The organism is Paenibacillus sp. Leaf72, assembly GCF_001422685.1.
GTDB lineage: Bacteria > Bacillota > Bacilli > Paenibacillales > Paenibacillaceae > Pristimantibacillus.
The window spans coordinates 187,910-210,069 of sequence record NZ_LMLV01000031.1 but is presented as its reverse complement, the minus strand read 5'-3'; the positions used below and the strand labels follow the sequence as shown (position 1 = coordinate 210,069).

The following is a 22,160-nucleotide window of genomic DNA, read 5'->3' as shown; positions in this document are numbered from 1 at the left end:
ATACAAGAAAGGTTGTGTGCGCAAGTGTCTGATTTAATCGTAAAACCAAGCGCTGCTCCGGGCGAGCAGGGCGAGCTCATGAACATAACGCCGCAAAGCGCAGGATGGGAGTATGTTGGTTTTCGCATCGTCCATCTGGAGCCGGGCGAGCAGCTTAAGCAGAATACGGCTGAAAATGAAGTATGCCTCGTGCTGCTGAGCGGACGCGCGGATGTGCGCACTCAGAAAGAAGAGTGGAGCAATATCGGCCAGCGGATGAGCGTATTTGAGAAAATTCCGCCATATTCGGTTTACGTGCCCAATGATGATTTTTATCAAATTGAAGCCGTAACTGCGCTGGATATCGCCATTTGCTCTGCTCCTGGCCAAGGCCAGCATCAAGCGAGACTGATTGCCCCGGATGCTGTAGGTGTAGAGCAGCGCGGATATGGCAATTTGGAGCGGCAAATCCATAATATTTTGCCAGAAACAGCGCCGGCGGACAGCCTGCTTGTCGTTGAAGTGTTTACGCCAAGCGGACACTGGTCCAGCTACCCGCCGCATAAGCATGACCGGGATGCGCTGCCGGACGAATCGCTGCTGGAGGAAACGTATTATTTTCGCGTAGAGCCTGAGCAGGGCTTCGCCATTCAACGTGTGTATACGGATGACCGTTCGCTTGACGAGACGCTTGTCATTCGCAATGGGGAAGCGGTTCTCGTGCCGCGCGGCTACCACCCTGTAAGTGCGCCTCCTGGCTATGAGGTGTATTATTTAAACGTGATGGCTGGACCTACCCGCATTTGGAAATTTCATAATGATCCGGACCATGCCTGGATTATGACGAAGCCTGCTGAAGATACGGCTAAAGCCTAGAAAGCAGCGCCGTTTTACAAGGGCAACAACTAATAGTAGAAACCAGCTTTCGTTTTGCGGAGGCTGGTTTCTATCATTTTAAGCCAATTACACCAATTTCATTGCAAGATAACATGCTGTGATACATAATAAGTCTACCAGTTCAAAAGTAACGGAGGTCGTTTATGAAAGCTACTATTTATGATATCGCCAGAGAAGCGGGCGTCTCCATTGCGACGGTCTCCCAAGTCATTAACGGCAAAGGGAAAATCAGCGAAGAGCGGCGAAATGAAGTGATGCGCATTATGGAGCGGCTTAACTACCAGCCTAGTGTAATCGCTTCCGCGCTTACCGGGAAGCGGACGTATACACTTGGCCTGCTCGTTCCAGACATATCCAACCCCTTTTTCGCCGAAATTGCCCGCGCCGTTGAGGATCAGAGCCGCCGATTAGGCTACAGCCTCGTCATATGCAGCACGGACAATAAAGACGAGCGGGTAGAGCGTTATTTGTCGCTGCTGCGGCAAAAAAGCGTGGACGGCATCATTATCGGTACCGGAATCGATAACGAAGATATTATTAAGCCGCTGCTGACACAGTCCATCGCTGTAGCGCTCATTGCGCGGGACATGCCTGCCCTGGCCGTGCATACGGTCATCGTGGAGGATTTTAAAGGAGGAGCGCTTGGCGCTCGGCATTTGCTTGAGGAAGGGCATCACCGGGTCGCGGTGCTTGCCGAACATATGAAGGTCAGCAGCAGCCGCGAGCGGGTTAGCGGATTTAGAAGTGTCGTCGAAGCAGCGGGGCTGCCCTGGTCCGATGCTTCCGTCAAGTTTTGCGACTATACGCTGGAGGACGGCAAGCGCAAAGCGCTGGAACTGCTGAAGCTCACGGAGCGGCCAACCGCATTGTTCTGTTGTAATGAGCTGCTCGCCATCGGCGCGCTGCAAGCAGCGAAGGAGCTTAAGCTTCGTATTCCACGTGATGTATCGGTTATCGGCTTTGATAATACGATTTTAGCCTCGGTCAGTGACCCGCCGCTAACGACGATTGCCCAGCCTATTGAAGCGATGGGGAAAAAGGTTGTTGATTTGCTGGTAGAAACGTTGCAGGACAAATCAGCTGCCGCAAAAGCAGAGCGCATTGTTTTGGAGCCCGAGCTGATCATTAGGCACTCTACAAGCTCCATTCATGTATAACATTGGATCATGTTTGACTTAAGGGTGAATCGCTCAAGAAGAGGAGCGGCTCGCCCTATTTTTAATCATAGCCCAAATAAAAATGAACGTCATTAAGCCTCCTTCAATAATGAGCGATACGAGCGGAAACCAATAGCTTAAATAACGATCAACCATGCTGCCTTCATTGCTGTACGGAAACATAGGGCTCAACACAAGTACGGCACCGAATACATATACCCATGGTTTATGTGACTTCAACCCAAGCCACTGCGCAGTTCCTTCCGTAATCGCGTAATACAAGGTTGAGATGGTAATGAACGATCCGGAAATGAAGATGAGCAGCAGCAGCACCTCGATCCTCTCGAAAATAATAAACTGAGTAATTCTCGACAGGATATAGATTGGATTTTCAAAATGCGCTGCCATCACGGGTCCCATCACCACTATGCTGTACAATAAATAAATTGTCATGATCGAAGTGCCAAGCACAACGGCGTAAACCTTCATTTTTAAAATGCTCTTTTGTTGTTTGATATGCGGCATCAGCATCCCCATCATTATGCAAATGCCAAACCAGCTGCCGGGATAGATGGCACCTTTTATGGCGGGAAAAATGCCGTACTCAAAGGGCGGGAGCAGATAGTGCAGCTGGATATAAGGAATGGAGCTGGTAAATAAAACAATGGAGGTTAACAAAATAATGACGCCAATAATTTGGCTCAGTCTTGCAATCGCCTCCACACCTTTTATGGCAGCCAGCCCGGCACATATCGTCATCGAGATCGAGAAGACCAGGCGAGGCGTCTCAGGCATAAGCGTCCGAGACAAAAAATCACAATAAATCCACATCGCCGTAACCATCACTCCGAGAAAAAACAGCAGGAAAATGAGGCCGACAACCTTGCCCGCTTTTCCTAAAATGGAGCGTGTATATTGAATTAACGATTGGCCAGCGTACAATCTGCCCAGCCGATAAAGCAGAATAGCAACATAAATATCGATTAAAGCGCCCAAAGCCATCGACAGCCACAAATCCTGCTTAACCTTAGCGATCAGCAGGCTCGGAACCGAGAAAAACGTGAGCGAGGTAATCGATACAAAAATGATGAAAAAGAATTCACCCGATGAAATTAGACTCTTTTTCACTGTGCATCATCCTTTTTTATATTGCTGTCAATTAGCAAGCCGGATTTTACAATCTCAATCGAAATGCTGCTCTGCACCTTAATATTAGCAAGCTCCTCGTTCCAGCCATCTTTCAGCGTTTCCCAGCTTTTTGGGGCTTTGCGATGGATCGTTTCTCCAAAACCGACAGCGTCGCTCTTGTAGGAGCGAAAGAGCTTATACAGGGTTTTCTCTATGGATGCCGTAATCGCGTTGCTCAGCTCTGATTTGATTAAGTCTGTCGTCTTCTTATCCGTCAAATCCAGCGTATCGGTGGACGTCTTAATGGAAGCTTTGGACTTCATACGTACGTTCATTTGCAACTGTCCGTTTTCAAATGTTGGCTTCATAGCAATATGGATGTTCTTCAAATCAAACATGATTGATTTCTTATCCTCGGTAGTCATTTGGAACAAGCCCTGCGCGGATAGCTGGGTCAACCAGCTTACAACCTGCGTTTCCTCGCTGTTCAGCCAGCCTACCATCAGATTATTGCGAAAGACAGCAAGGTCCGTAATTTCCATCACGATATCCTTAGAGCCTGAATTGTCAACCTGAAGCAATCCAGGCACTGCTACTTGAAAGCTTGACTGCTCCAGTCTAGGCAAAAATTGATAAAGCTGGATGCCGCCGCTTGTCGGCTTGTAGGTTTTATTTTTAAAATAAGCTTTCCATTCGTCGGCGGCTACAGCTTGCAGCTCTTTGGAATCAGTCAGCACTTCCTTGACAGGACGCCGTGAAACCATCACCCAGCAGTTGAAATTCTGATTCGGCTCCCGCCAGAAGAAATCCATCTTATGATCCAAGCCTTGTCTGGCTAAACGTTCTCCAATGAGAAGAACCTTCGTCTGGGAGAAAAAGAGGCTTTTCTTCGCCTGCTTGCGAATCGTCTCAAGTGCATCTTCAACTGTTAACCCGCTTGCCGAATATGTGGCAATCGCTCTGCGCTGCTGTCCGCCTCCACCAGCGGCAACGGGAAGTGTCGGATTCACGAGCTGGACGGTAACCTGGAGCTGCCCCTGTTTATTTACATCCAAACCAATGGCTGAAACAACGGTCAATTGATCAAAATTGATTTGGCTCCAGCAGCCGCTAAGCAGCAGCAGCATACTAAGGAAACAGGCATATTTACTAAGGTGGAGAAACACATAGTAGTCCCCCTTTTTTAAAATATAGGAAAGGATATGATTTTTCCATCCTTTCTCTCTATTTCTCGGATTGAAACGCGCGGCGCCGCCAAAGGACGGAGGGCAGCCGTTTCAGCTTGGACTTCAATTTTAACGTTTATTGCGAAGTGTAAACCAAGGAACACGAAATATAGCTTTCTCGGCTTCTTTTTTCTTAAACGGAGCGAATGGCGATAAATAGGGCAAACCCACCGATTGAATGGAGGCAAGCTGAACTCCCAGCATAAATAGCCCAATAATAATGCCGTAAAGCCCTAATAGCGAAGCGAGCAGCAGCATGAAAAACCGCAGCATGCGAATCGTTCCCGACAGAGAAATCGAAGGTATCGTGAACGAGGCAATCGCTGTGCCGGCAACAATCATGACCGATGGGGAAGAGATTATACCTGCTTGTACTGCGGATTCGCCAATAACGAGCGCTCCAACAATACTGATGGCAGATCCGATAGACCGCGGCATTCGAATGCTGGCCTCGCGCAGCCCCTCAAAAATGACTTCCATAATCAGCGCCTCCATCAAGACGGGGAAAGGAACACCATCTCGTGCAGACAATATGCTGCTTAGCAGCTGTGGGGGAACCATTTCCGGGTGGTAAGTCAAAATGCCGACATAGGTAGAGGGCAGCAGCAGCGTAATGAAAAAACCGGCATAACGAATCCACCGAATGAAAGTAGCCACAGGGTAAGCCAAATATAAATCCTCGGTCGTCTTGAGCAAATGAAACAGCGTACAAGGCAGGGCGAGCACAAATGGAGTGCCGTCGACCACAATAGCTACACGCCCATCCAATATAATGCCAGCCACATCATCAGGCCGCTCGGTACTGTATACCGTCGGGAAAAAGGAGGTCGGGCTGTCTTTAATAATTTCTTCAATATAGTGGGACTCCAATACCGCATCGATATCGATCGACTGCAGCCGTTTGCGTATTTCGTCAACGGTTTCCTTGTCTGCCCGGTCATGGATATAGACCATCGCTATTTTGGTATGCGACAGATTGCCAACCGTCAGCGTCTCCACACGAAAAGCCTTGTCGCGAATACGCCTGCGAATGAGCGAAATGTTAACGCTTAAAGATTCTACGAAGCCATCTCGCGGCCCGCGGATGACACTGGACGAAGCTGGTTCATCAATGCTGCGGGTTTCAAGACCTTGCGTATTGACAGCAATGGCTCCTTCGCTGTCCTCTACTAAAATAATCGTCCAGCCGCTAACAAGCAAAGGCACGCATTCATCAGAGGTATTGACCATTTTCACATGATTCGCTGTCAGTATATAGCTGCAAAGGAGCTCATGAGGAGGCTCGCTTTGATGAAGAAGCTTAAGCTGCTGGGTTCCTGAAATAAGTGGCGAAATGACATCGGCATTTAAATTTTGCTTGCTAACGAGTCCATCAATCCAAATGACGGAGGCAGAAATACGCTCCTCGCCGATTAAGCAGTTTCTCGTTGATAAATCTGAGCTGTTGCCAAGCTCGGTCACTAGCTCATTATAAAGGTCGCGCGTCGTGTTTACCTTGCTCTTGAGCATTTTTCTGCAGCTCCTTTTGCTAAAGCTTGTCATTTTCGTACGGATCACATAGTTATTGTGGCTAAAATTGGCTATATTATTCGATCAAAGCAGGGCGTAATTTGAAAGCAATAGCTAGGCAATTTTATGGAAAGCAAGTAAAATGGTACTTAAGCTAATAATGGAATCAAGCGTAACGATGAAAGGGGCTTATTAAAATGGCAAAAACAATTGGACTGATCGTAGGAAGCTTGCGAAAAAATTCATATAATCGAATGGTGGCGCAAACGCTGAGCGAGTTGGATGCTTCTATCGTATTTAAGTGGATTGAGCTTAAGGAGCTTCCTTTGTTTAATGAAGATTTGGAGGCGGGAGACGGACCAGAGGCGGTACAGGCGTTTAAGGCGGCTATTCAAGCAGTGGATGGCGTTATAATTGTATCGCCAGAGTACAATTCCGGCATTCCGGGCGTGCTCAAAAATGCAATTGACTGGGCGTCCAGGCCATCTCGCGGCTCCGTGCTGCGCAGAAAACCATTTGGCCTCATTGGCGCAACGCCGGGCGGCATGGGTACCGTTCATGCCCAGCTACAAACCCGACATATCCTAGAGTCCGTCCAGGCGCAGGTGCTTCCTTTTCAGAAGCTGCTTATTTCACAAGTTCACACGAAAGTAGATGCGGAGCAGCATCGCCTAACGGATGAGAAGACGAAGGAATATTTGCAGGCTTATTTGCAAAAATTTGTGCATTGGATCGATCATATTCCTGCCTTAGATTAAAGAACATCTATAGAATTTCGACACCAGCCGTGGGAGAGGGGCCCGATGAATGGAATCAGCAGCAGAAAGATGGTATGAAATTGCCAATACGGTTAATCGAAACTGCACTTTAGCGGATAATTTGAACCAGCTGTATCGTTCCAGCTCCTCAGAACAGAGGATACATATGCCGGAACAGCTTGGACGCGGTTACTGGCAGCTCAATCAGATTCATTCGTCCATGGAGCTTGTCATATGTGACGCCTCATTCCATAAGGCTACTTCCTTGCAAAGCCTGGAGCGGAACAACAGCTTAAAACTAAGCTTTTGTCTTGGGGAAAGGCTTCAATGGAATGTAGAAGAGCTTGGAAAAGAATATCAGCTGGAGCACGGGGAGGTTTCAGCCTTCGGACATCTTCCCACAAGCAGCAGCTGCCAGTTTAACGTCAATCAGCATATTCGTGGGGTAACTCTCAAGCTGGATCGCCTAACGGAGATTGGCGCTTTACAGCAGCTGCCGCTGCATAAAATTTCATCCATATTGACAGAAAATCGCGAGCCTTTTCATCATTCCTCGATGACGCCGGAGATGAAGCGAATTACGCAACATATTTTCCACTGCAATTATCAGGGAGCGATTAAACAGCTTTATTTAAGCGGGAAGGTGCTTGAGCTGCTTGCCGTTTATTTCAATAAAGCGATTTTGCAGAAGCAACCACAGCCAAGCTTGTCAGGACTATCCCGCACCGATGTTGACAGCCTGCACCGTGCCAAACAAATCGTCGATGCGCAATTAGTAACGCCTCCTAGCTTGGAAGCATTGAGCAAGCTCGTTTGCTTGAATGAATTTAAGCTCAAAAAAGGCTTCAAGCTGCTGTTCGGCCTGCCTGTCCATGCTTATATTATTAATCGAAGATTAGACGAAGCCTATCGCTTGCTTGAGGAAGGGAAGCTGAATATTACCGCGGCGGCGGCAGCCGTCGGCTTTAGCAAAGCAAGTCATTTTTCAGAACAATTCAAACGAAAATACGGGATCAACCCCTCTGAATATTTCAAATTCTATCCGCTAAAAGGAAACCGCCGCTAAAAATCCGCTTATGGAACCTTTTACTCCCGATTTGGGTATCAGCCCAAACCCAATATATGCGATATTAGCTTATACATCGCGCTTTATGTATGAGAATGATTTTTAATATCAATTATGTTGGGACGGAGTGAAATGAAGACGAAATCTGAAATATCCGGTTTAGTTCAAATTGCCGGCGAGCGGAAAGGGCTGTTAGTAACAGCCAGCATATTCTCGACCCTTTCGAGCCTACTGCAAATTGTACCGTTTATTGCGGTATATAAAATCGTCCAGGAGCTGCTCATTCATGCGCAGCAGCCGGCCAATATGAACAAAGAGCTGCTCATCCATTGGGGAATCGTCGCTTTTGTCTCCTTGCTTGCCATGCTTGCAGCAATGTATGTAGGGGGATTGTGCTCACATATTGCCGCTTTCAACATTCTTTATGAGCTTCGGGTGCGGCTTGCAGAGCATGTGGCGAAAGTGCCGATGGGATACCATACGAAAACGGCAACGGGAGAGCTCAAGAAGATTATTGAGGTTAGCGTGGAAAAGATTGAAAAGTTTATTGCCCATCAGCTGCCCGATCTCATTAGCGCAATCGTCATTCCAATCGTGTTAATCGGTTATTTGTTTTGGCTGGATTACCGAATGGCACTCGTATTACTGCTCCCAATTGCCGCAGGCGTGTGGCTGCAAACCAGATTGTTCGGCAGTGAGGCTGGCAAAGAGGCGTACCGTGAATTTCAGTATGCGATTGAAGAGATGAATGCAACGGGGATTGAATATGTGCGGGGAATGCCCGCAGTCAAAGTGTTCGGCATCACCGCAAATTCATTTCTGACGTTCAAGCAAGCCTTTATGAAATACCGCGATGTTTCTTTGAAAATTACAGATATCTGCAAGACGTCGTACAGCCTCTTTTTTGTCATCATTATTTCGCTGTTTACATTCGTCGTGCCGATCGGCCTATTGCTGTTCAGCGGTCAAGCAGGCAGCCAGTCCTTCGCCATTACGTTTATTTTGTTCCTCATCGTTACGCCAAGCCTATCGGCACCGCTGCTGAAGCTAATGCATCTAGGAAGCGGGCTGCGTGAAATTGTCGAGGGACATAAGCGGATTGAGGCTGTATTTGCCGAGAAGCTCGCTCTAGAGCCGGCGTCGCCCCAAATGCCTCATCATTACGATATTGCCTTTCAAGACGTGTCCTTCGCTTATGAGCAGACGGAAAGCAAAGATTTTAAGCCAGTCCTGCAAAATGTAAATTTTGTAGCGCATGCTGGCGAGCTCACTGCCCTAGTGGGTCCATCAGGCGGAGGGAAATCAACCATTGCGAGCTTGCTGCTGCGATTTTGGGAGGTGCAGGAGGGCACCATTTCGATTGGCGGTATTCCCATTCGCGATATTGGAACAGACAAGCTGATGGAGCTCGTATCCTTCGTTTTTCAGGATGTACACCTCTTTTACGATACGATTGAGGAAAATATTCGGATGGGCAACAAGGCGGCCACCAGGGATGAAGTGCAAGCAGCTGCAAAAACGGCCTGCTGCCATGAATTTATCGAGAAGCTGGATCAAGGCTACGCTACCAAAATTGGACAAGGCGGTACGTATTTATCCGGCGGTGAGGCTCAGCGCATTGCGATTGCCCGAGCCTTGCTTAAGCGCGCCCCGATACTCGTACTCGATGAAGCAACAGCCTATGCCGATGCTGAAAATGAATACAACATCCAGCAGGGCATCGCCCAACTGGTGAAAGGCAAAACGGTCATCATTATCGCCCATCGCCTCTCCACCATCCGTTCGGCTCAGCAGATTCTAGTCGTCCAGCAAGGCAAAATTGTCGAACAAGGCACCCATGAACAGCTGCTCAAGAAACAGGGGCTGTATGAGCAAATGTGGCTGGCCCATCAAAGCGCGGCTTCATGGAAACTGGGCGTTAGAGGAGGGGAGCCTCAGCTGTGAGAAACTACTTTTATAACATTTCCGGCGGTTCGCCTAAAAGCTTATGGCCGTCTGCTATTGCTGCTATTTTGGATGGCATCGCGAAAATCATTCCTGCCGCGCTGCTTGTAGATCTTTTTAATACGATTTACATGTCGTTTGCGCAGCCAGAGCTTGGCCTGAATACGAACCGCATGTGGGTCGTGTGCATAGTACTGTTCGCTTGGCTGCTTGTGGAATATGCAGCTTACGCTTCCCTTTACGATAAAACGTACCGGGCGGCCTACAGCCTCGCTGCATCAGGGCGATTAAAGCTGGCAGAGCATATTCGCCATCTATCGCTCGTTTTTTTTGGCAAACGTGATCCTGGGGACTTGACGAATCTTATTTTGAGTGATTATGGACAGGTGGAGCATACGATTTCTCACAATGTGCCGCAGCTCATCAGCGCTGTCGTGCTGCCCATTATGGCGCTAACCAGTCTTATATGGCTGGACTATCGAATGGCGCTGGCGATGTTTATCGCCGTTCCGCTTGGCGCGCTGTTATTGTGGCTGACGGATAGGCTTCAAGCACGGCTGAGCGAAAACCACGTGCAAGCTAAAAATGAGGCGGCCAGCCGTCTTCAGGAATATTTGACGGGCATTCGTGAAATTAAAGCTCATCATTTGGGCGGCGAACGCTTTGAGCGGCTGCGCCTTTCGTTTGACCGACTAAAACAAGCATCAATCCGGCTGGAAGCGATTATGGGACCGATGATTATGGGGGCGATGCTGCTTGCCCGATCGGGAATGACGCTAATGATTTGGACCGGCAGTTATTTGCTTGTCGGCGGCAGCTTGTCTTTGCCTGTCTTTCTGCTGTTTCTGCTCGTCGGAACGAAAATCTTTGAGCCTTTGACGATTGTGCTGATGAATTACGGAGAAATGCGTTATTCCGCCTACAGTGCCCAGCGCATTATGGATGTGCAGCAGGAGCAGACGCTGGAGGGGAGCGCAAATATTGCGGAGGCTCATCCCAGCATTATTTTTGACCAGGTGACCTTCGGGTATGAGGCGAAGACGCCTGTGCTCAGCGGCGTATCCTTTACGATTAAGCCAAAGACGATTACGGCGCTTGTTGGGGCATCGGGGAGCGGGAAAAGCACCATTACTCGTCTAATCGCGAGATTTTGGGACATTCAGGCGGGGACGATTCGCATCGGCGAGCAATCAATCCGCTCGATTGCTCCTGAAAAACTGCTGCAGCACATTTCTATCGTCTTTCAGGATGTTTATTTGTTTCAAGATACGATCGGAAACAATATTCGGATTGGAAAAATGAATGCCAGTCAAGCGGAGATTGAAGCAGCAGCAAAGCGTGCATGCTGTCATGATTTTATTTCCAGACTGCCGCAAGGCTACAACACGCCAGTTGGGGAAGGCGGATCAACGCTGTCAGGCGGTGAAAAACAGCGGATATCGATTGCACGCGCGCTACTGAAGAACGCTTCTATTATTTTACTCGATGAGGCTACCGCTTCTCTTGATCCTGAAAATGAAGCGGCTGTCCAGCTAGCAATTAATGCGCTGGTAGCGGATAAAACGGTGATATTGATCGCCCATCGCTTAAAGACGATTCAAAACGCAGATAACATTATCGTGCTCGATCAAGGGCGTTTGGTCGAGGAAGGAACACATGACCAGCTGCTGGGCGGACAAGGTATTTACTCCCGTTTATGGCATTTGCAGCAGCAGGTCGAGGGCTGGCAGGTTAAAACCTGAGCTAAGACAGCTGGCTAAAAATCTAGCTTATACATTTTGAGAGGAGAAACAACGATGAAAAAGGCAGTTGTGATGTTGGTGTTAAGTTGTATGATCATATTGGCGGGCTGTGGCAGCTAGCCAGCGAATGGGACGGGGGCGACTAGCCAGCCTGAAACGACGGCAAGCAACGAAGCGGCAAAAACAACGAAAACGGTGAAAAACCCGAATGGAGAAGAGGTTGTTATTCCGCTCAAGCCTCAGCGCATTGCTGATCTTTCTGGAGCAACCGAGGAGCTGCTGCTGCTTGGCATAGAACCTATTGCTACTGCAAATGCAGATTACGGCAATCAAAGCGAGCTGTCGCCGACCATTAAAGACCGGATGAGCAAGGATACGATTAATCTGGACTGGTATGCAGAGCCTATCAATATTGAGCTGGTCACAGCCGCAGATCCGGATTTGATTATTTTGGGAGCCACGTTTAATACGGAAATGTATGAGCAGCTTAGCCAGATTGCTCCTACCATTATTATTCCGCATGCCTATTATGAATGGAGAGAGCGGTTCAGCTTCTTGGCCGAGCTATTTAATGAAGAGGAAAAAATGAAGCAATGGATAGCCGGTTATGATGCAGCAGCAACGGAATGGAAAGAAAAGCTAGCGCCGGTCATCAAGGATGAATCCTTCGGGATGGTTGAAACGTATCCGAACAACATCGTTGTTTACTCTACTACGGGATCGGCGGAGCTTATCTACAAAGATCTAGGCTTGAAACGTACGAAGGGCATACCTGATCCCGAGGATTGGGGCGGCAAGCAAATCAGCTTGAAGGGCTTGTCCGCGATCAATCCAGATCATATGCTTTTAATGGAAAATGATGAAAATAAAATGGAGGACAGCAACGTATGGAACAATATAACAGCGGTCCAAAAAGGCAACATCTATAAAATTTCGAATGTCGATAACTATAACTATTCCTATACGGCCATAGGCCGACTGGAGCTGCTGAACCGGGTTGGCCAGCTTATTTTGGACCATCATAAGGATTCATAATTTCAGGCATAAAACAAAATGCGAAGAAGCAAAATACTCCTATAAGCAGAAATATGCACAGGAGGAGATTGCTGAAAATGAAGGCCGATGCTGTTTTTGAAGGCGGTGGCGTGAAGGGCATCGCTTTTGTAGGCGCAATTGAAGCTATGGAGGCTAAGGGCTATACGTGGAACAAGCTGGCGGGAACTTCAGCTGGAGCGATAGTCGCGGCTTTATTAGCCTGTGATTACACGAGTTCCGAAATTAAACAACTGATGCAGTCTCTAGATTACGTAAAATTACTCGGGCGTACAGGAATGAACAACTTGCCCATTTTGAACAAGACGATTCCTTTGATGGTGAAATCCGGTATTTATAGCAACCATATTTTGGAGCAGATTATGACGGAGTGGTTAAAGAGAAAGGGAATTGAAACGTTCGGAGATCTTCCCGAAGGGAAGCTGTCCATCCTTGCATCAAACATAAGCAATGGAAAAATCGTTGTGTTTCCTAATGATTTGCCCCACTATGGTTTATCAGCTGCTGCTTTTCCGATAGCGGCGGCTGTAAGAATGAGTACTACGCTTCCTTTCTTTTTTCAGCCGTACTTGTGGCAAACCGCAATTAATAAGAAGCCCTATTACATGCTTGATGGCGGCATGCTCAGTAACTATCCAATTTGGCTGTTTGATGTGCAAGGAATTCCGCGGTGGCCAACTTTTGGTTTTCGTTTATCGGAAAAACGCACTTATGCGCAATCCCAGAACATTAATGGTCCAGTGTCGATGCTCAAAGCTATATTTAAAACGATGCTGCAGGCTCATGATCAGCGGCATGTGGATGAACATTCGGAAGAGCGATCGATTTTTATACCAACCGGAACGGTAACGACGACAAAGTTTGATTTAACGCAAAACGATAGGCAATCGTTATTATTGTCAGGTCAAGTGGCGGCGGAGAAGTTTTTAGAACAATGGGATTTTGAACAGTATAAACATAAGTTTAGAGACAAAGAAAATGCTGCTGCTATGTCGCTGCAGCCAGATGACAGTCAGCGACATGGGGAAACAACGGTGTATCACTAAAAAATAAATGTAGGTAACCAGGCTGTGGCCGCTGCAGAGCATGATTCTGCGGCGGCCACAGCTTATTTTTTGAAGAAGAATAGCTAGTTGGATCGTATGGCAGGTTAGCAGAATAAACAATTAAGCTGGAATTAAGATAGAGTTTTCTCTTACATAAGATTGAACCGCTATAATGTGACTACGATAAGGGGAGTGGGACAGATGAGAAAATGGGTTAGACGGTTAGGGAAGACAGTAGCTTTTGGTTTGCTTGCTATCGTTGTGCTATTGGGAGCAGGAGCCGTATATGAACAAGCAAGCATCCGAAATGATTTGAAATCTTACACACCTAGCGGTAAGCTTTACAAGGTGCATGGGGAAAATATGCATGTATATACGGGCGGCCAAGGGGATGTAACCGTTGTGTTTGCCTCCGGCTGGGGCACCGCCAATCCCTATGTAGATTTTTCTCCACTATATGAGAGGCTCGCACCTCATGTGAAATTCGCCGTTTACGACAGATTTGGCTATGGCTATAGTGATACAACAGATAAGAAGCGTGATATCGATACGATAACGGATGAAATTCACGAATTGCTGGAGACATCTGGTCAAAAGCCGCCTTATCTGCTTGTGGCACATTCGTTGGGATCGCTGGAAACCATTCGATATGCACAGAAATACCCAGACGAAGTTCAAGGAATTGTGATGCTGGATGGCGGAAGTCCGGAATATTATTACAACGATTCTGAAAAGCCAGTAAGTAGCACCCTCAGTAAGCTCCTGATCAAAACGGGTGTGATTCGATTACTATTTCAATCCGACAGCGTTATCGAAAGCTCGCTTGCTGCTCGCAACGGATTGAAGTTTGTGTCCGATGACTTAAAGAAGATTGATCATACAGCATCGTTGCTTAAGCTTGAAAATGCCAATATAGAGGACGAGCTGCTGCGTTCACAGGCTAATGCAAAGGTCGTATTGGATGCGAAACAGCCGTTTCCTTTTCCGCTTACAATATTGACGGCTGATTATTTAGGGGCGAGCGAAGAGCTGTGGACCAAAACCCAAGCAGCGTTTACATCCTGGTCCTTGCAGCCGAAGCAAATCGTTGTTAAAGACACCGAGCACTACATTCATCAATACCAGCCGGAGCTTGTTGCAGAAGAAATATTGGCTTTGGCTAAGCGCTAGACAAATAAAGGAGATCGCCCTGGTTCGGGCCATCTTCTTTTTGGCATTTGTACTGTATCGCGAGCCTTCTTGTTACTCAAGCTATGCCTCAAAAATATCGTCAATTTCCTAGCATCATGATGCAGGAAGAATAGGACAATCCCCATTTAGTTGTAGTATAATGGTTACTTCAATAAGAGATGGAAAATAGGAAAAGAGGGACCGAATGCTTACAATACTGGTTGCTGACGACGATGCGAACATTCGCGAACTTGTCTGTTTATTTCTACGCAACGACGGATTCGCAACAGTTGAAGCTGCGGACGGCAAGGAAGCTCTGGACGTCTACGCTTCGACGCATGTCGATCTTGTTGTACTCGATATTATGATGCCGATTATGGATGGCTGGACGTTATGCAAGGAGCTCAGAAGAGCCAATCCTGATCTGCCGCTGCTTATGCTGACCGCACGAGGCGAAACATGGGAGAAAGTGAAGGGGTTCGAGCTAGGGACGGACGATTATTTGACGAAACCATTCGATCCGTTGGAGTTGACGGCACGGGTTAGGGCATTGCTGAAACGATACCGGATTGGCTCTACGCAGACGATCCAGTTCGGCAACGTCATTCTTGATCGGCAGTCCTATAAGGTGATGAGAGGGAGCGAGTCGCTCACTTTGCCGCTCAAGGAGTTCGAATTGCTGTATAAGCTTGCTGGAACTCCCGGGCAAGTGTATACGCGCGAGCAGTTGATCGATCAAATTTGGGGGATCAATTACGCTGGGGATGATCGAACAATAGACGTACATATTAAGCGTCTGCGCGAACGGTTCGGGACTACACCGGAATTTCGCATCGAGACGGTGCGCGGACTTGGCTACCGGCTTGAGGTTTATGAATGATCAGCTCAAGTCTTACCATCTTCAAATTTATGATGAAGCAGACTAATTCCAGTCTTACGGAATGTTAAATGGGCACAATCCTGCCACTGTAACGATGGAACAAGTAAATAAAGTGCTCAGCGGAGAAGTGATTTAAGTAAATCCGAGGGGTCATCGTCGCACTACACATAATTCGGATTGTCCAAGCCGCAGTTGCAGGAGAATTCACTCAATGTCTTAAGCTCTTGTCCCTAGCTGGGGCAAGGGCTTTTTTTAAAAGCAGGACTCTCATTTGGAAAGCATCGGTATCAATAACTCGATTTAGCCGACAAAAAATCAAAATTTTGTTGTCTAACATAAAATGAATAAAAAATATCTAAGGAAACAAAATAAGGTGGCAAAGATTTTAGGAAAGGGGACTAGCAAATTGTATATTTTGTTAGCGATTTTAGGAATAGTGGCTTGTGTTTACGGGGTGTTCGGATCAATCATGGTTTCCCGAAAGCTGCAAGTGAAAAATACGACCCTAGACAAGGATGTAAGTTTAACAACGGTCAAGCATCCGATCATCGCGAATCCAATCTTCATGATATATGTAATCGCCCCTGTGATAACGATCGTGCTTGCAATGATATGGATATTCCTGAAGGAGTCATAAGAGGAGGGCACGCGCATGGAGAAGCAAAAATATTATGTTTCAGTTCAATCCAAAACTATAATGACTAGGCAAGGAGATGCCTCATACGAATTCGAAATCGAAGCAACGTCGGAGGAATTGCAACAGTTGTTGTATTTGTTTGAAGAAATGGAAAATTTCGATAACGAAAGTTTGTTAAGAAACTCCATTCCAGGAATTCCATATCATCACGATCTCGAGAATGACGGATATGATTACTATCTCAAAGAAATATACAATACAATAGGGCATCTAGGAACGGCAGAGACAAAAGAGCATATCCAGTCAATGAATCTATAATGCCGACTTTGCTTTTTGTAAAAAAACTGTAGAACAAAGGTCGAGTATTCGAGATGGATGGCGCTTTAGTAAAGTCAGAATCAAACAAGATGTCAAAAATGTAATCGCTCGCATATCCGACGTGTGCATTGGCATTTCTCTACAGGATCAGAAGCGTATATTCGAACGTTTTTTTAAATCCGATCGTTCTCACAGTTTCAAATGGCAGGATTGGAACTTTCCTAACTGGAGCAGGGGGTGAGATACGTTCCTTGAATAAGACAAGCTCTTGTCCCAATAAAGGACAAGAGCTTGTCTTGTATTTACACTGGCTTCTCAAAGGAAAAGCTTCAGTGATTACATGATAGATTTTATGTTAAATCGACAACCACTTTAACCGTACCTTTAGCTTCAATGGCTTTAGTAAAGGCTTCCTGAATATCATCAAGCTTATAAACCTGCGTAATAAGGGTGGACAGCTCATTTTTAAAGCTTGAAAGATGCTGGACCACCTTGGAAAAATCCTCATGTGTATACCCGCTGGAGCCTTTAAGCTGTACTTCTTTGGACATGACCTGCTGCAAGCTAATCGGCACATCGGTTTTATAAACTGCAATAATTGAAATTCTGGCTTTAGGCTTCACGATTTTCATGATGGCTTCAAACAAAACGGGAGCACCCGCCGCATCTATAAATACGTCTACGTTGGGTACTTCAACACCATATACGTTCACGGTGCCAAAATGTCCAGCCAATCCCTCCTCAAGTGTCGTTTCAGCCGTATTGACGGTCAATGCCCCTAATCCAGCGGCTTTGGACAATCGCCATTCGTCAATGTCGGCCACACACACGTGCTTCATACCTTCAGCAATCAAGCTGGCAGCTGCGAGAAGACCGATAGGACCTCCACCCATAACGACAATCCGATCTTCAGGCTGCGGGTTTGCGCTGAAAGCACCATGTCGTCCGACGCTCATCGGCTCGATCAGTGAAGCTACCTCCACTGGAACACTTTTATCTATTTCATATAAGTTATAGTTAAGTTCAGCTTCTTCTATTAAGACATACTGTGAAAATCCGGAACACTCCAGCGATTTGCGCCTCCCGACTTTTTTGGCTGTAATCGGATTAATGCCTACACGCATTCCCATTTCAATCTGGGAAGAAACTTCGGACCCTATTTCCACAACATCGCCGACCATTTCATGTCCAAATTCCGAACCAAGAGTAATCCCCATATTGCCTGCACCGACTTTGACAATATTAATATCTGTACCGCATATGCCGCCACGCAGATTTCTTACGAGAACATCCTTTGGGCCTACAACAGGAATCGCTTTTTCTTCAACTCGAATGTCATTTTTGCCAGAATAGATCGCTGCCTTCATCATGTAACTTCACTCCTCATGAATGTTAATCGCTCAACCGCTTTTTCGCATCTGTTAAGTCGTAATCGGATAGACTAAATACTTACAACAGATTCCAATGATCGATTGGATGTCCTAATCATGCAATAATAATGTTTCAAAGTTGTTAAAATAATGTTTATGAGATATTAATCGTGAAAATAAGAACGATTCAGGCCTCATGTTACTTGATATCGCGGCTTAGCTTAAACAATTTTTTAACAACTATCTATTATGATGATACTAATGCGTCAGAAAGGATGTTTTTATGATCAATATACTTGTAGTGGAGGACGATACAAAGCTTAACCAAATTTTTTGCGCCTATTTGTCCAAAAATGGTTACAACGCTAAAGGTTGTCTGAACCCACGTGAAGCTTATGATTTAATGTATAACCATATCTATGATCTTCTCATTTCCGATGTTATGATGCCGGAGATCGACGGTTTTGAATTTGCAGAGACAATAAGGGGGATCAATAAGACCATTCCCATTCTTTTTGTTACTGCCCGTGATGATATATCCTCCAAACAAAAAGGTTTTTTTGCCGGCATTGACGATTACATGGTTAAACCGATTGATTTGGATGAACTGGTTCTGCGGGTGGGTGCCCTGCTTCGAAGAGCGAATATTGCCCATGAAAAAAAACTGAGGGTAGGAAGCCTGCTGATGGACGCAGACGATATGACCGCTACAGTAGATGGCAAGGAAGTACCCGTGACGGTTCGAGAATTCAACATCCTGTACAAAATGCTTTCCTATCCCAAACATACCTTTTCGCGTGCCCAGCTTATGGACGAGTTCTGGGGCATTGAAAGTCAAACCAGCCTGCGCGCTGTGGACGTATATATTGTCAAGCTTCGGGACAAGTTTTCCTGCTGTGAAGGTTTCAAAATTATGACCGTGCATGGGCTAGGCTACAAGGCAGTGCTGCAATGAATAAGAAACAGAAACCAGATGCGAGAATGAAGTCACCGCTTTTTTCATGGAAAGAATTTGTGGTCACTTATTTAGTGTTGTCTACGCTGACTGCGGGACAAGCGCTAATCTATGATGCTTATCGGCCAATAGAACACGTGCCGTGGCCATACATTTTCGGAATCTCGGGCTATTGGATTATCGTTAGTCTTATTTTTTGCCTGGTTACCGCAAGGCAGAAGTACAAATCCTTTGACAAGCCCATGCGAAAACTCAGCGAGGCGGCCAAGCAGGTATCAGAAGGAGACTTTTCGGTCTATCTCGAGCCTATACACAGAGCGGATAAGAAGAACTATGTGGATGTGATGTTCGAGGATTTCAACAAGATGGTGGAGGAACTGAACAGCATTGAAACGCTGAAAAACGACTTTATTTCCAATGTATCCCATGAAATCAAGACACCGTTGTCCGTCATTCACGGTTACGCTACGGCACTACAGCAGGATGATTTGCTGCCGGAGCTGCGAAAGGATTATACCGCTACCATTATTTCTTCTACCAATAAGCTAGCAACACTCGTCGTCAACATCCTTAAGCTGAACAAATTGGAAAATCAGGAGATTGTGCCTGTTGCCGAGCCCTACGATCTGTGCAGGCAGCTATGCGATTGCGCGCTATACTTTGAAAATGCATGGGAAGAAAAAAAGATCGCATTTATGGTCGATATAGAGGATCGTGCCATCATTCGCGCTGAAGAAAGTATGTTGGAGATCGTGTGGCATAATCTTTTCTCCAATGCTTTAAAATTCACATCTCCCGGGGGAACGATCACCCTAAAGCAAATTTCGGATGAACATGCGATCACGGTCATGGTATCAGACACAGGCTGTGGGATGGACGAGGAAACGATGAAGCATATTTTTGATAAATTTTATCAAGGCGATCCTTCCCATCATGCGGAGGGGAATGGCCTCGGTCTTGCTCTTTCGCTCCGCGTAATTGAATTGATAGGCGGTGTCATTTCGGTTAAGAGCGAACCTGGAGAGGGCACAACCTTTACAGTCCAATTAAAAGTTGAAAAGTAATCAGTGCGCAGCAGGGCAGCCTGGATTCGAACAATCGAATTCAGGCTGCTTATTTTGTTTAGCCGTATGGGAGCAGCAAGGGGTAGGGGGAAAACGCTTGTATTTGGTTAAAGTTGACAAGAGGAGAGTTCTCCGTTTAATCTTAAGAAGAGATTATGTGGAAAACTATCCACTTAATCTCAATAAAAGGAGGGGAGCAGGATAACGTAAGTCTCCATTTATATAACCCATTTTCATTAAAATAAAAGGCAGTAGCGAAAGGATGGTTTAAGATGAATTATTCCGATAATAGTGTATGTGAAAAAGCAGCGCTTAGCCTGTTTAGTAGTGACAGTCCTGAAAACCCATTTCCGATTTTCGCGCAGCTGCGTGAAACGGGAGCTGTTATTCCTATTACTGTGCCTATGGGTGGCACAGATCGCCAGCAATGGTTGGTCACGCGAATGGAAGAAGTGTCTCAGGTACTTAAGGATCATGCCCACTTCACTGTAGACCCAGAAACGATCGGTGGCAGCAACGAATTTAAAAAAGCCTTTATGGAAAACGCAGATGCATCCGCTCCAGATACCTTTTTCACCGGAAAATCCATGCTATCTGTCGATGATCCTGATCATCGGCGGTTACGCAGGCTGGTCTCCAAAGCCTTCACGCCCAAATACATGGAAAGCCTTCGACCGCGTGTGCAGAAGATTGCGGATGAATTGCTGGATAAGGTGCAAGCTCGCGGTGAGATGGACCTTGTCAAAGATTATGCCTATCCTTTACCCATTCACGTAATATCCGATATGCTTGGGGTACCTGAAGCAGACCGCTCGCAGATCCATGACTGGTCTAAAGCGATTTCACATGGTTTGGGTCTTGGTGTGCGCGCACCGGGAGTAGAGGAACATTTGCGTGCTTTCGGTGAATACACGGCGGAGCTTGTTGCTGACAAACGCAAGCATCCAGCTGATGACTTGATCAGCCAGTTAATCGCCATCGAAGAAGAGGGGGACAAGCTGAGTCAGCCAGAGTTGATCTCCATGATTACCCTATTGATCTTTGCCGGCCATGAGACGACCTCAAATCTCATTGCCACAGGAACATTGATGCTGTTAGATCATCCGGAGCAGCTGGAGAAGCTCAAAGCTGATCTTAGTCTGGCTCCGTCCGCCTTCGAAGAGCTGCTTCGTTTCAATGGACCAGCTACCATGTCGGGACCTCGCTTTGCAACGCAAGATATTGTACTTGCTGGTCAGCAGATTAAAAAGGGAGATATGCTGATCCCTTTATTGAAATCTGCAAACCGGGATGAATGCCCGTTCGCACAAGCAGAAGAACTGGATATAACTCGTACGATTAATCGCCATCTTGCTTTCGGTCATGGCATCCATTCCTGCTTGGGCGCGCCACTAGCTCGTGTAGAGGGAGACATTGCATTTCAAACGCTGCTGAGACGGATGCCCAACCTGCGGCTCAGCATTCCTCGGGAAGACATCTCCTGGCATTTCGCGCTGAGCTCACAGAGTTTAGCTGCCCTGCCAGTCGTTTTTTAGGGAAAAGACTACAAAACATGCTTCATTCAAAACAAGCCTAATTCAAACGGCAGATTGCCGTCGATGAATTAGGCTTGTTCTCATGAATGTGATGTATTAAAGAAATGTCTGGCATAGCTGCTCCAAAATCCGGTCGGGCGAGTTGCCGCGCACATTTTTTTGAAACAGATACGAATCGCTGCTGAGGGCGTTCATAAGCATATCTGTTTTGAATAAGCTGAGGGGCTGTGGTTGGTTGGTTTCTGCTATCCATTCTTCAATCAGCCCAAGAAGCAGCTTATGAAATTTGTCATAGATGGGACTTTTCGTTCTGGGGTCCGGCACATTATTAGCTGAATTCTCGACACCGGCAAGCAGCTGCGCATTTTTCTCTCTGAACTGAATAAACACAGCAAGCAGCCCACGCAATCGGTCATAAGGCGGGCGGTAGGCATTCTCCTGCAAGTATTCCTCAATATCCTCAAACAACACCGTCACGTTGTCTTTGATTAAATGCATGCACAGATCACTTTTGTTGCGGTAACGCCGGTACAGGGTTCCCGCTCCGATTTGCGCTTCGACGGCGATCTGGTTCATGCTGACCTGCTCGACGCCGTGGAGCTGAAATAACTTGTTAGCCGCATCCAGAATACGCTGGCGGTTCTCGGCGGCATCACGGCGCTCTGAACGGTAGATTGCATTTGTTTCATTCACTGTTTATCACTTCCCATCCTTCATCTGAGCCCC

The 22,160-nt window shown here is 46.7% G+C and carries 20 protein-coding genes; 15 read left to right on the top strand and 5 right to left on the bottom strand.

Annotation, left to right across the window (positions count from 1 at the left end):
- Positions 1–24: 24 nt before the first annotated feature.
- Both iolB and ASF12_RS24310 read left to right on the top strand, forming a co-directional pair.
- Positions 25–855, top strand: coding sequence for a 5-deoxy-glucuronate isomerase (gene iolB / locus ASF12_RS24315; RefSeq protein WP_056040429.1), 831 nt, complete (start codon positions 25–27; stop codon positions 853–855).
- A gap of 164 nt (positions 856–1,019) precedes the next feature.
- Positions 1,020–2,033, top strand: a complete 1,014-nt coding sequence (locus ASF12_RS24310) for a LacI family DNA-binding transcriptional regulator (RefSeq protein ID WP_056040427.1) — start codon at positions 1,020–1,022, stop codon at positions 2,031–2,033.
- 33 nt (positions 2,034–2,066) lie between these two features.
- Here the strand turns inward: ASF12_RS24310 and ASF12_RS24305 are convergent, their stop codons facing one another.
- From ASF12_RS24305 to ASF12_RS24295, 3 genes are all read right to left on the bottom strand, one after another.
- Positions 2,067–3,161: a GerAB/ArcD/ProY family transporter gene (locus ASF12_RS24305; protein WP_056040425.1), complete on the bottom strand. Its 1,095-nt coding sequence runs from the start codon at positions 3,159–3,161 to the stop codon at positions 2,067–2,069.
- Positions 3,158–4,327 carry a Ger(x)C family spore germination protein gene (locus tag ASF12_RS24300; RefSeq protein WP_056040423.1) on the bottom strand — a complete coding sequence of 390 codons (1,170 nt, stop codon included), beginning with the start codon at positions 4,325–4,327 and terminating at the stop codon, positions 3,158–3,160. The genes ASF12_RS24305 and ASF12_RS24300 overlap by 4 nt, the downstream gene beginning before the upstream one ends.
- 129 nt (positions 4,328–4,456) lie before the next feature.
- The gene (locus ASF12_RS24295; RefSeq protein ID WP_056040421.1) at positions 4,457–5,896 is read right to left on the bottom strand and encodes a spore germination protein; all 1,440 of its coding nucleotides are present in this window, start codon (positions 5,894–5,896) and stop codon (positions 4,457–4,459) included.
- Positions 5,897–6,093: 197 nt separating this feature from the next.
- Between ASF12_RS24295 and ASF12_RS24290 the strand changes: the two genes are divergently transcribed.
- The 10 genes from ASF12_RS24290 (at position 6,094) to ASF12_RS24245 (ending at position 16,510) form a co-directional block, all read left to right on the top strand.
- On the top strand, positions 6,094–6,654 hold the full coding sequence (locus ASF12_RS24290) for an NADPH-dependent FMN reductase (RefSeq protein ID WP_056040420.1): 561 nt from the start codon (positions 6,094–6,096) through the stop codon (positions 6,652–6,654).
- A gap of 49 nt (positions 6,655–6,703) precedes the next feature.
- The gene (locus ASF12_RS35890) at positions 6,704–7,720 is read left to right on the top strand and encodes a helix-turn-helix domain-containing protein (RefSeq protein WP_056040418.1); all 1,017 of its coding nucleotides are present in this window, start codon (positions 6,704–6,706) and stop codon (positions 7,718–7,720) included.
- Positions 7,721–7,852: 132 nt separating this feature from the next.
- Positions 7,853–9,664: an ABC transporter ATP-binding protein gene (locus tag ASF12_RS24280; RefSeq protein WP_056040416.1), complete on the top strand. Its 1,812-nt coding sequence runs from the start codon at positions 7,853–7,855 to the stop codon at positions 9,662–9,664.
- Positions 9,661–11,406 (top strand): ABC transporter ATP-binding protein, encoded by a 1,746-nt coding sequence (locus ASF12_RS24275; protein ID WP_056040415.1) that lies wholly within the window; start codon positions 9,661–9,663, stop codon positions 11,404–11,406. The genes ASF12_RS24280 and ASF12_RS24275 overlap by 4 nt, the downstream gene beginning before the upstream one ends.
- Positions 11,407–11,601: 195 nt before the next feature.
- Complete coding sequence (locus ASF12_RS24270; protein WP_235533265.1) at positions 11,602–12,441, top strand: ABC transporter substrate-binding protein; 840 nt, start codon at positions 11,602–11,604, stop codon at positions 12,439–12,441.
- Positions 12,442–12,518: 77 nt separating this feature from the next.
- Positions 12,519–13,505, top strand: coding sequence for a patatin-like phospholipase family protein (locus tag ASF12_RS24265; RefSeq protein WP_056040413.1), 987 nt, complete (start codon positions 12,519–12,521; stop codon positions 13,503–13,505).
- Between the two features lie 201 nt (positions 13,506–13,706).
- Positions 13,707–14,675 (top strand): alpha/beta fold hydrolase, encoded by a 969-nt coding sequence (locus ASF12_RS24260; RefSeq protein WP_056040412.1) that lies wholly within the window; start codon positions 13,707–13,709, stop codon positions 14,673–14,675.
- A gap of 205 nt (positions 14,676–14,880) precedes the next feature.
- Complete coding sequence (locus ASF12_RS24255) at positions 14,881–15,555, top strand: response regulator transcription factor (RefSeq protein ID WP_056040410.1); 675 nt, start codon at positions 14,881–14,883, stop codon at positions 15,553–15,555.
- A 406-nt stretch (positions 15,556–15,961) separates the two neighbouring features.
- Positions 15,962–16,192: a hypothetical protein gene (locus tag ASF12_RS24250; RefSeq protein WP_155973424.1), complete on the top strand. Its 231-nt coding sequence runs from the start codon at positions 15,962–15,964 to the stop codon at positions 16,190–16,192.
- A 15-nt stretch (positions 16,193–16,207) separates the two neighbouring features.
- A complete protein-coding gene (locus ASF12_RS24245) occupies positions 16,208–16,510 on the top strand; it encodes a hypothetical protein (protein ID WP_056040405.1) in 303 nt (100 codons plus the stop codon).
- Positions 16,511–16,860: 350 nt separating this feature from the next.
- Here ASF12_RS24245 and ASF12_RS24240 read toward each other — a convergent pair whose 3' ends face one another.
- Positions 16,861–17,880 carry a zinc-dependent alcohol dehydrogenase gene (locus ASF12_RS24240; protein ID WP_235533264.1) on the bottom strand — a complete coding sequence of 340 codons (1,020 nt, stop codon included), beginning with the start codon at positions 17,878–17,880 and terminating at the stop codon, positions 16,861–16,863.
- 283 nt (positions 17,881–18,163) lie between these two features.
- Between ASF12_RS24240 and ASF12_RS24235 the strand changes: the two genes are divergently transcribed.
- The 3 genes from ASF12_RS24235 (at position 18,164) to ASF12_RS24225 (ending at position 21,434) form a co-directional block, all read left to right on the top strand.
- Positions 18,164–18,835 (top strand): response regulator transcription factor, encoded by a 672-nt coding sequence (locus tag ASF12_RS24235; RefSeq protein ID WP_056040404.1) that lies wholly within the window; start codon positions 18,164–18,166, stop codon positions 18,833–18,835.
- A complete protein-coding gene (locus tag ASF12_RS24230) occupies positions 18,832–19,899 on the top strand; it encodes a sensor histidine kinase (protein WP_056040402.1) in 1,068 nt (355 codons plus the stop codon). Before ASF12_RS24235 ends, ASF12_RS24230 begins: the two co-directional genes overlap by 4 nt.
- 272 nt (positions 19,900–20,171) lie before the next feature.
- Entirely contained in the window at positions 20,172–21,434 is a 1,263-nt protein-coding gene (locus ASF12_RS24225; RefSeq protein ID WP_056040400.1) for a cytochrome P450 family protein, read from the top strand.
- A gap of 96 nt (positions 21,435–21,530) precedes the next feature.
- On the opposite strand, the gene ASF12_RS24220 is transcribed toward ASF12_RS24225, so the two are convergent.
- Complete coding sequence (locus ASF12_RS24220) at positions 21,531–22,127, bottom strand: TetR/AcrR family transcriptional regulator (protein WP_056040398.1); 597 nt, start codon at positions 22,125–22,127, stop codon at positions 21,531–21,533.
- Positions 22,128–22,160: the final 33 nt, after the last annotated feature.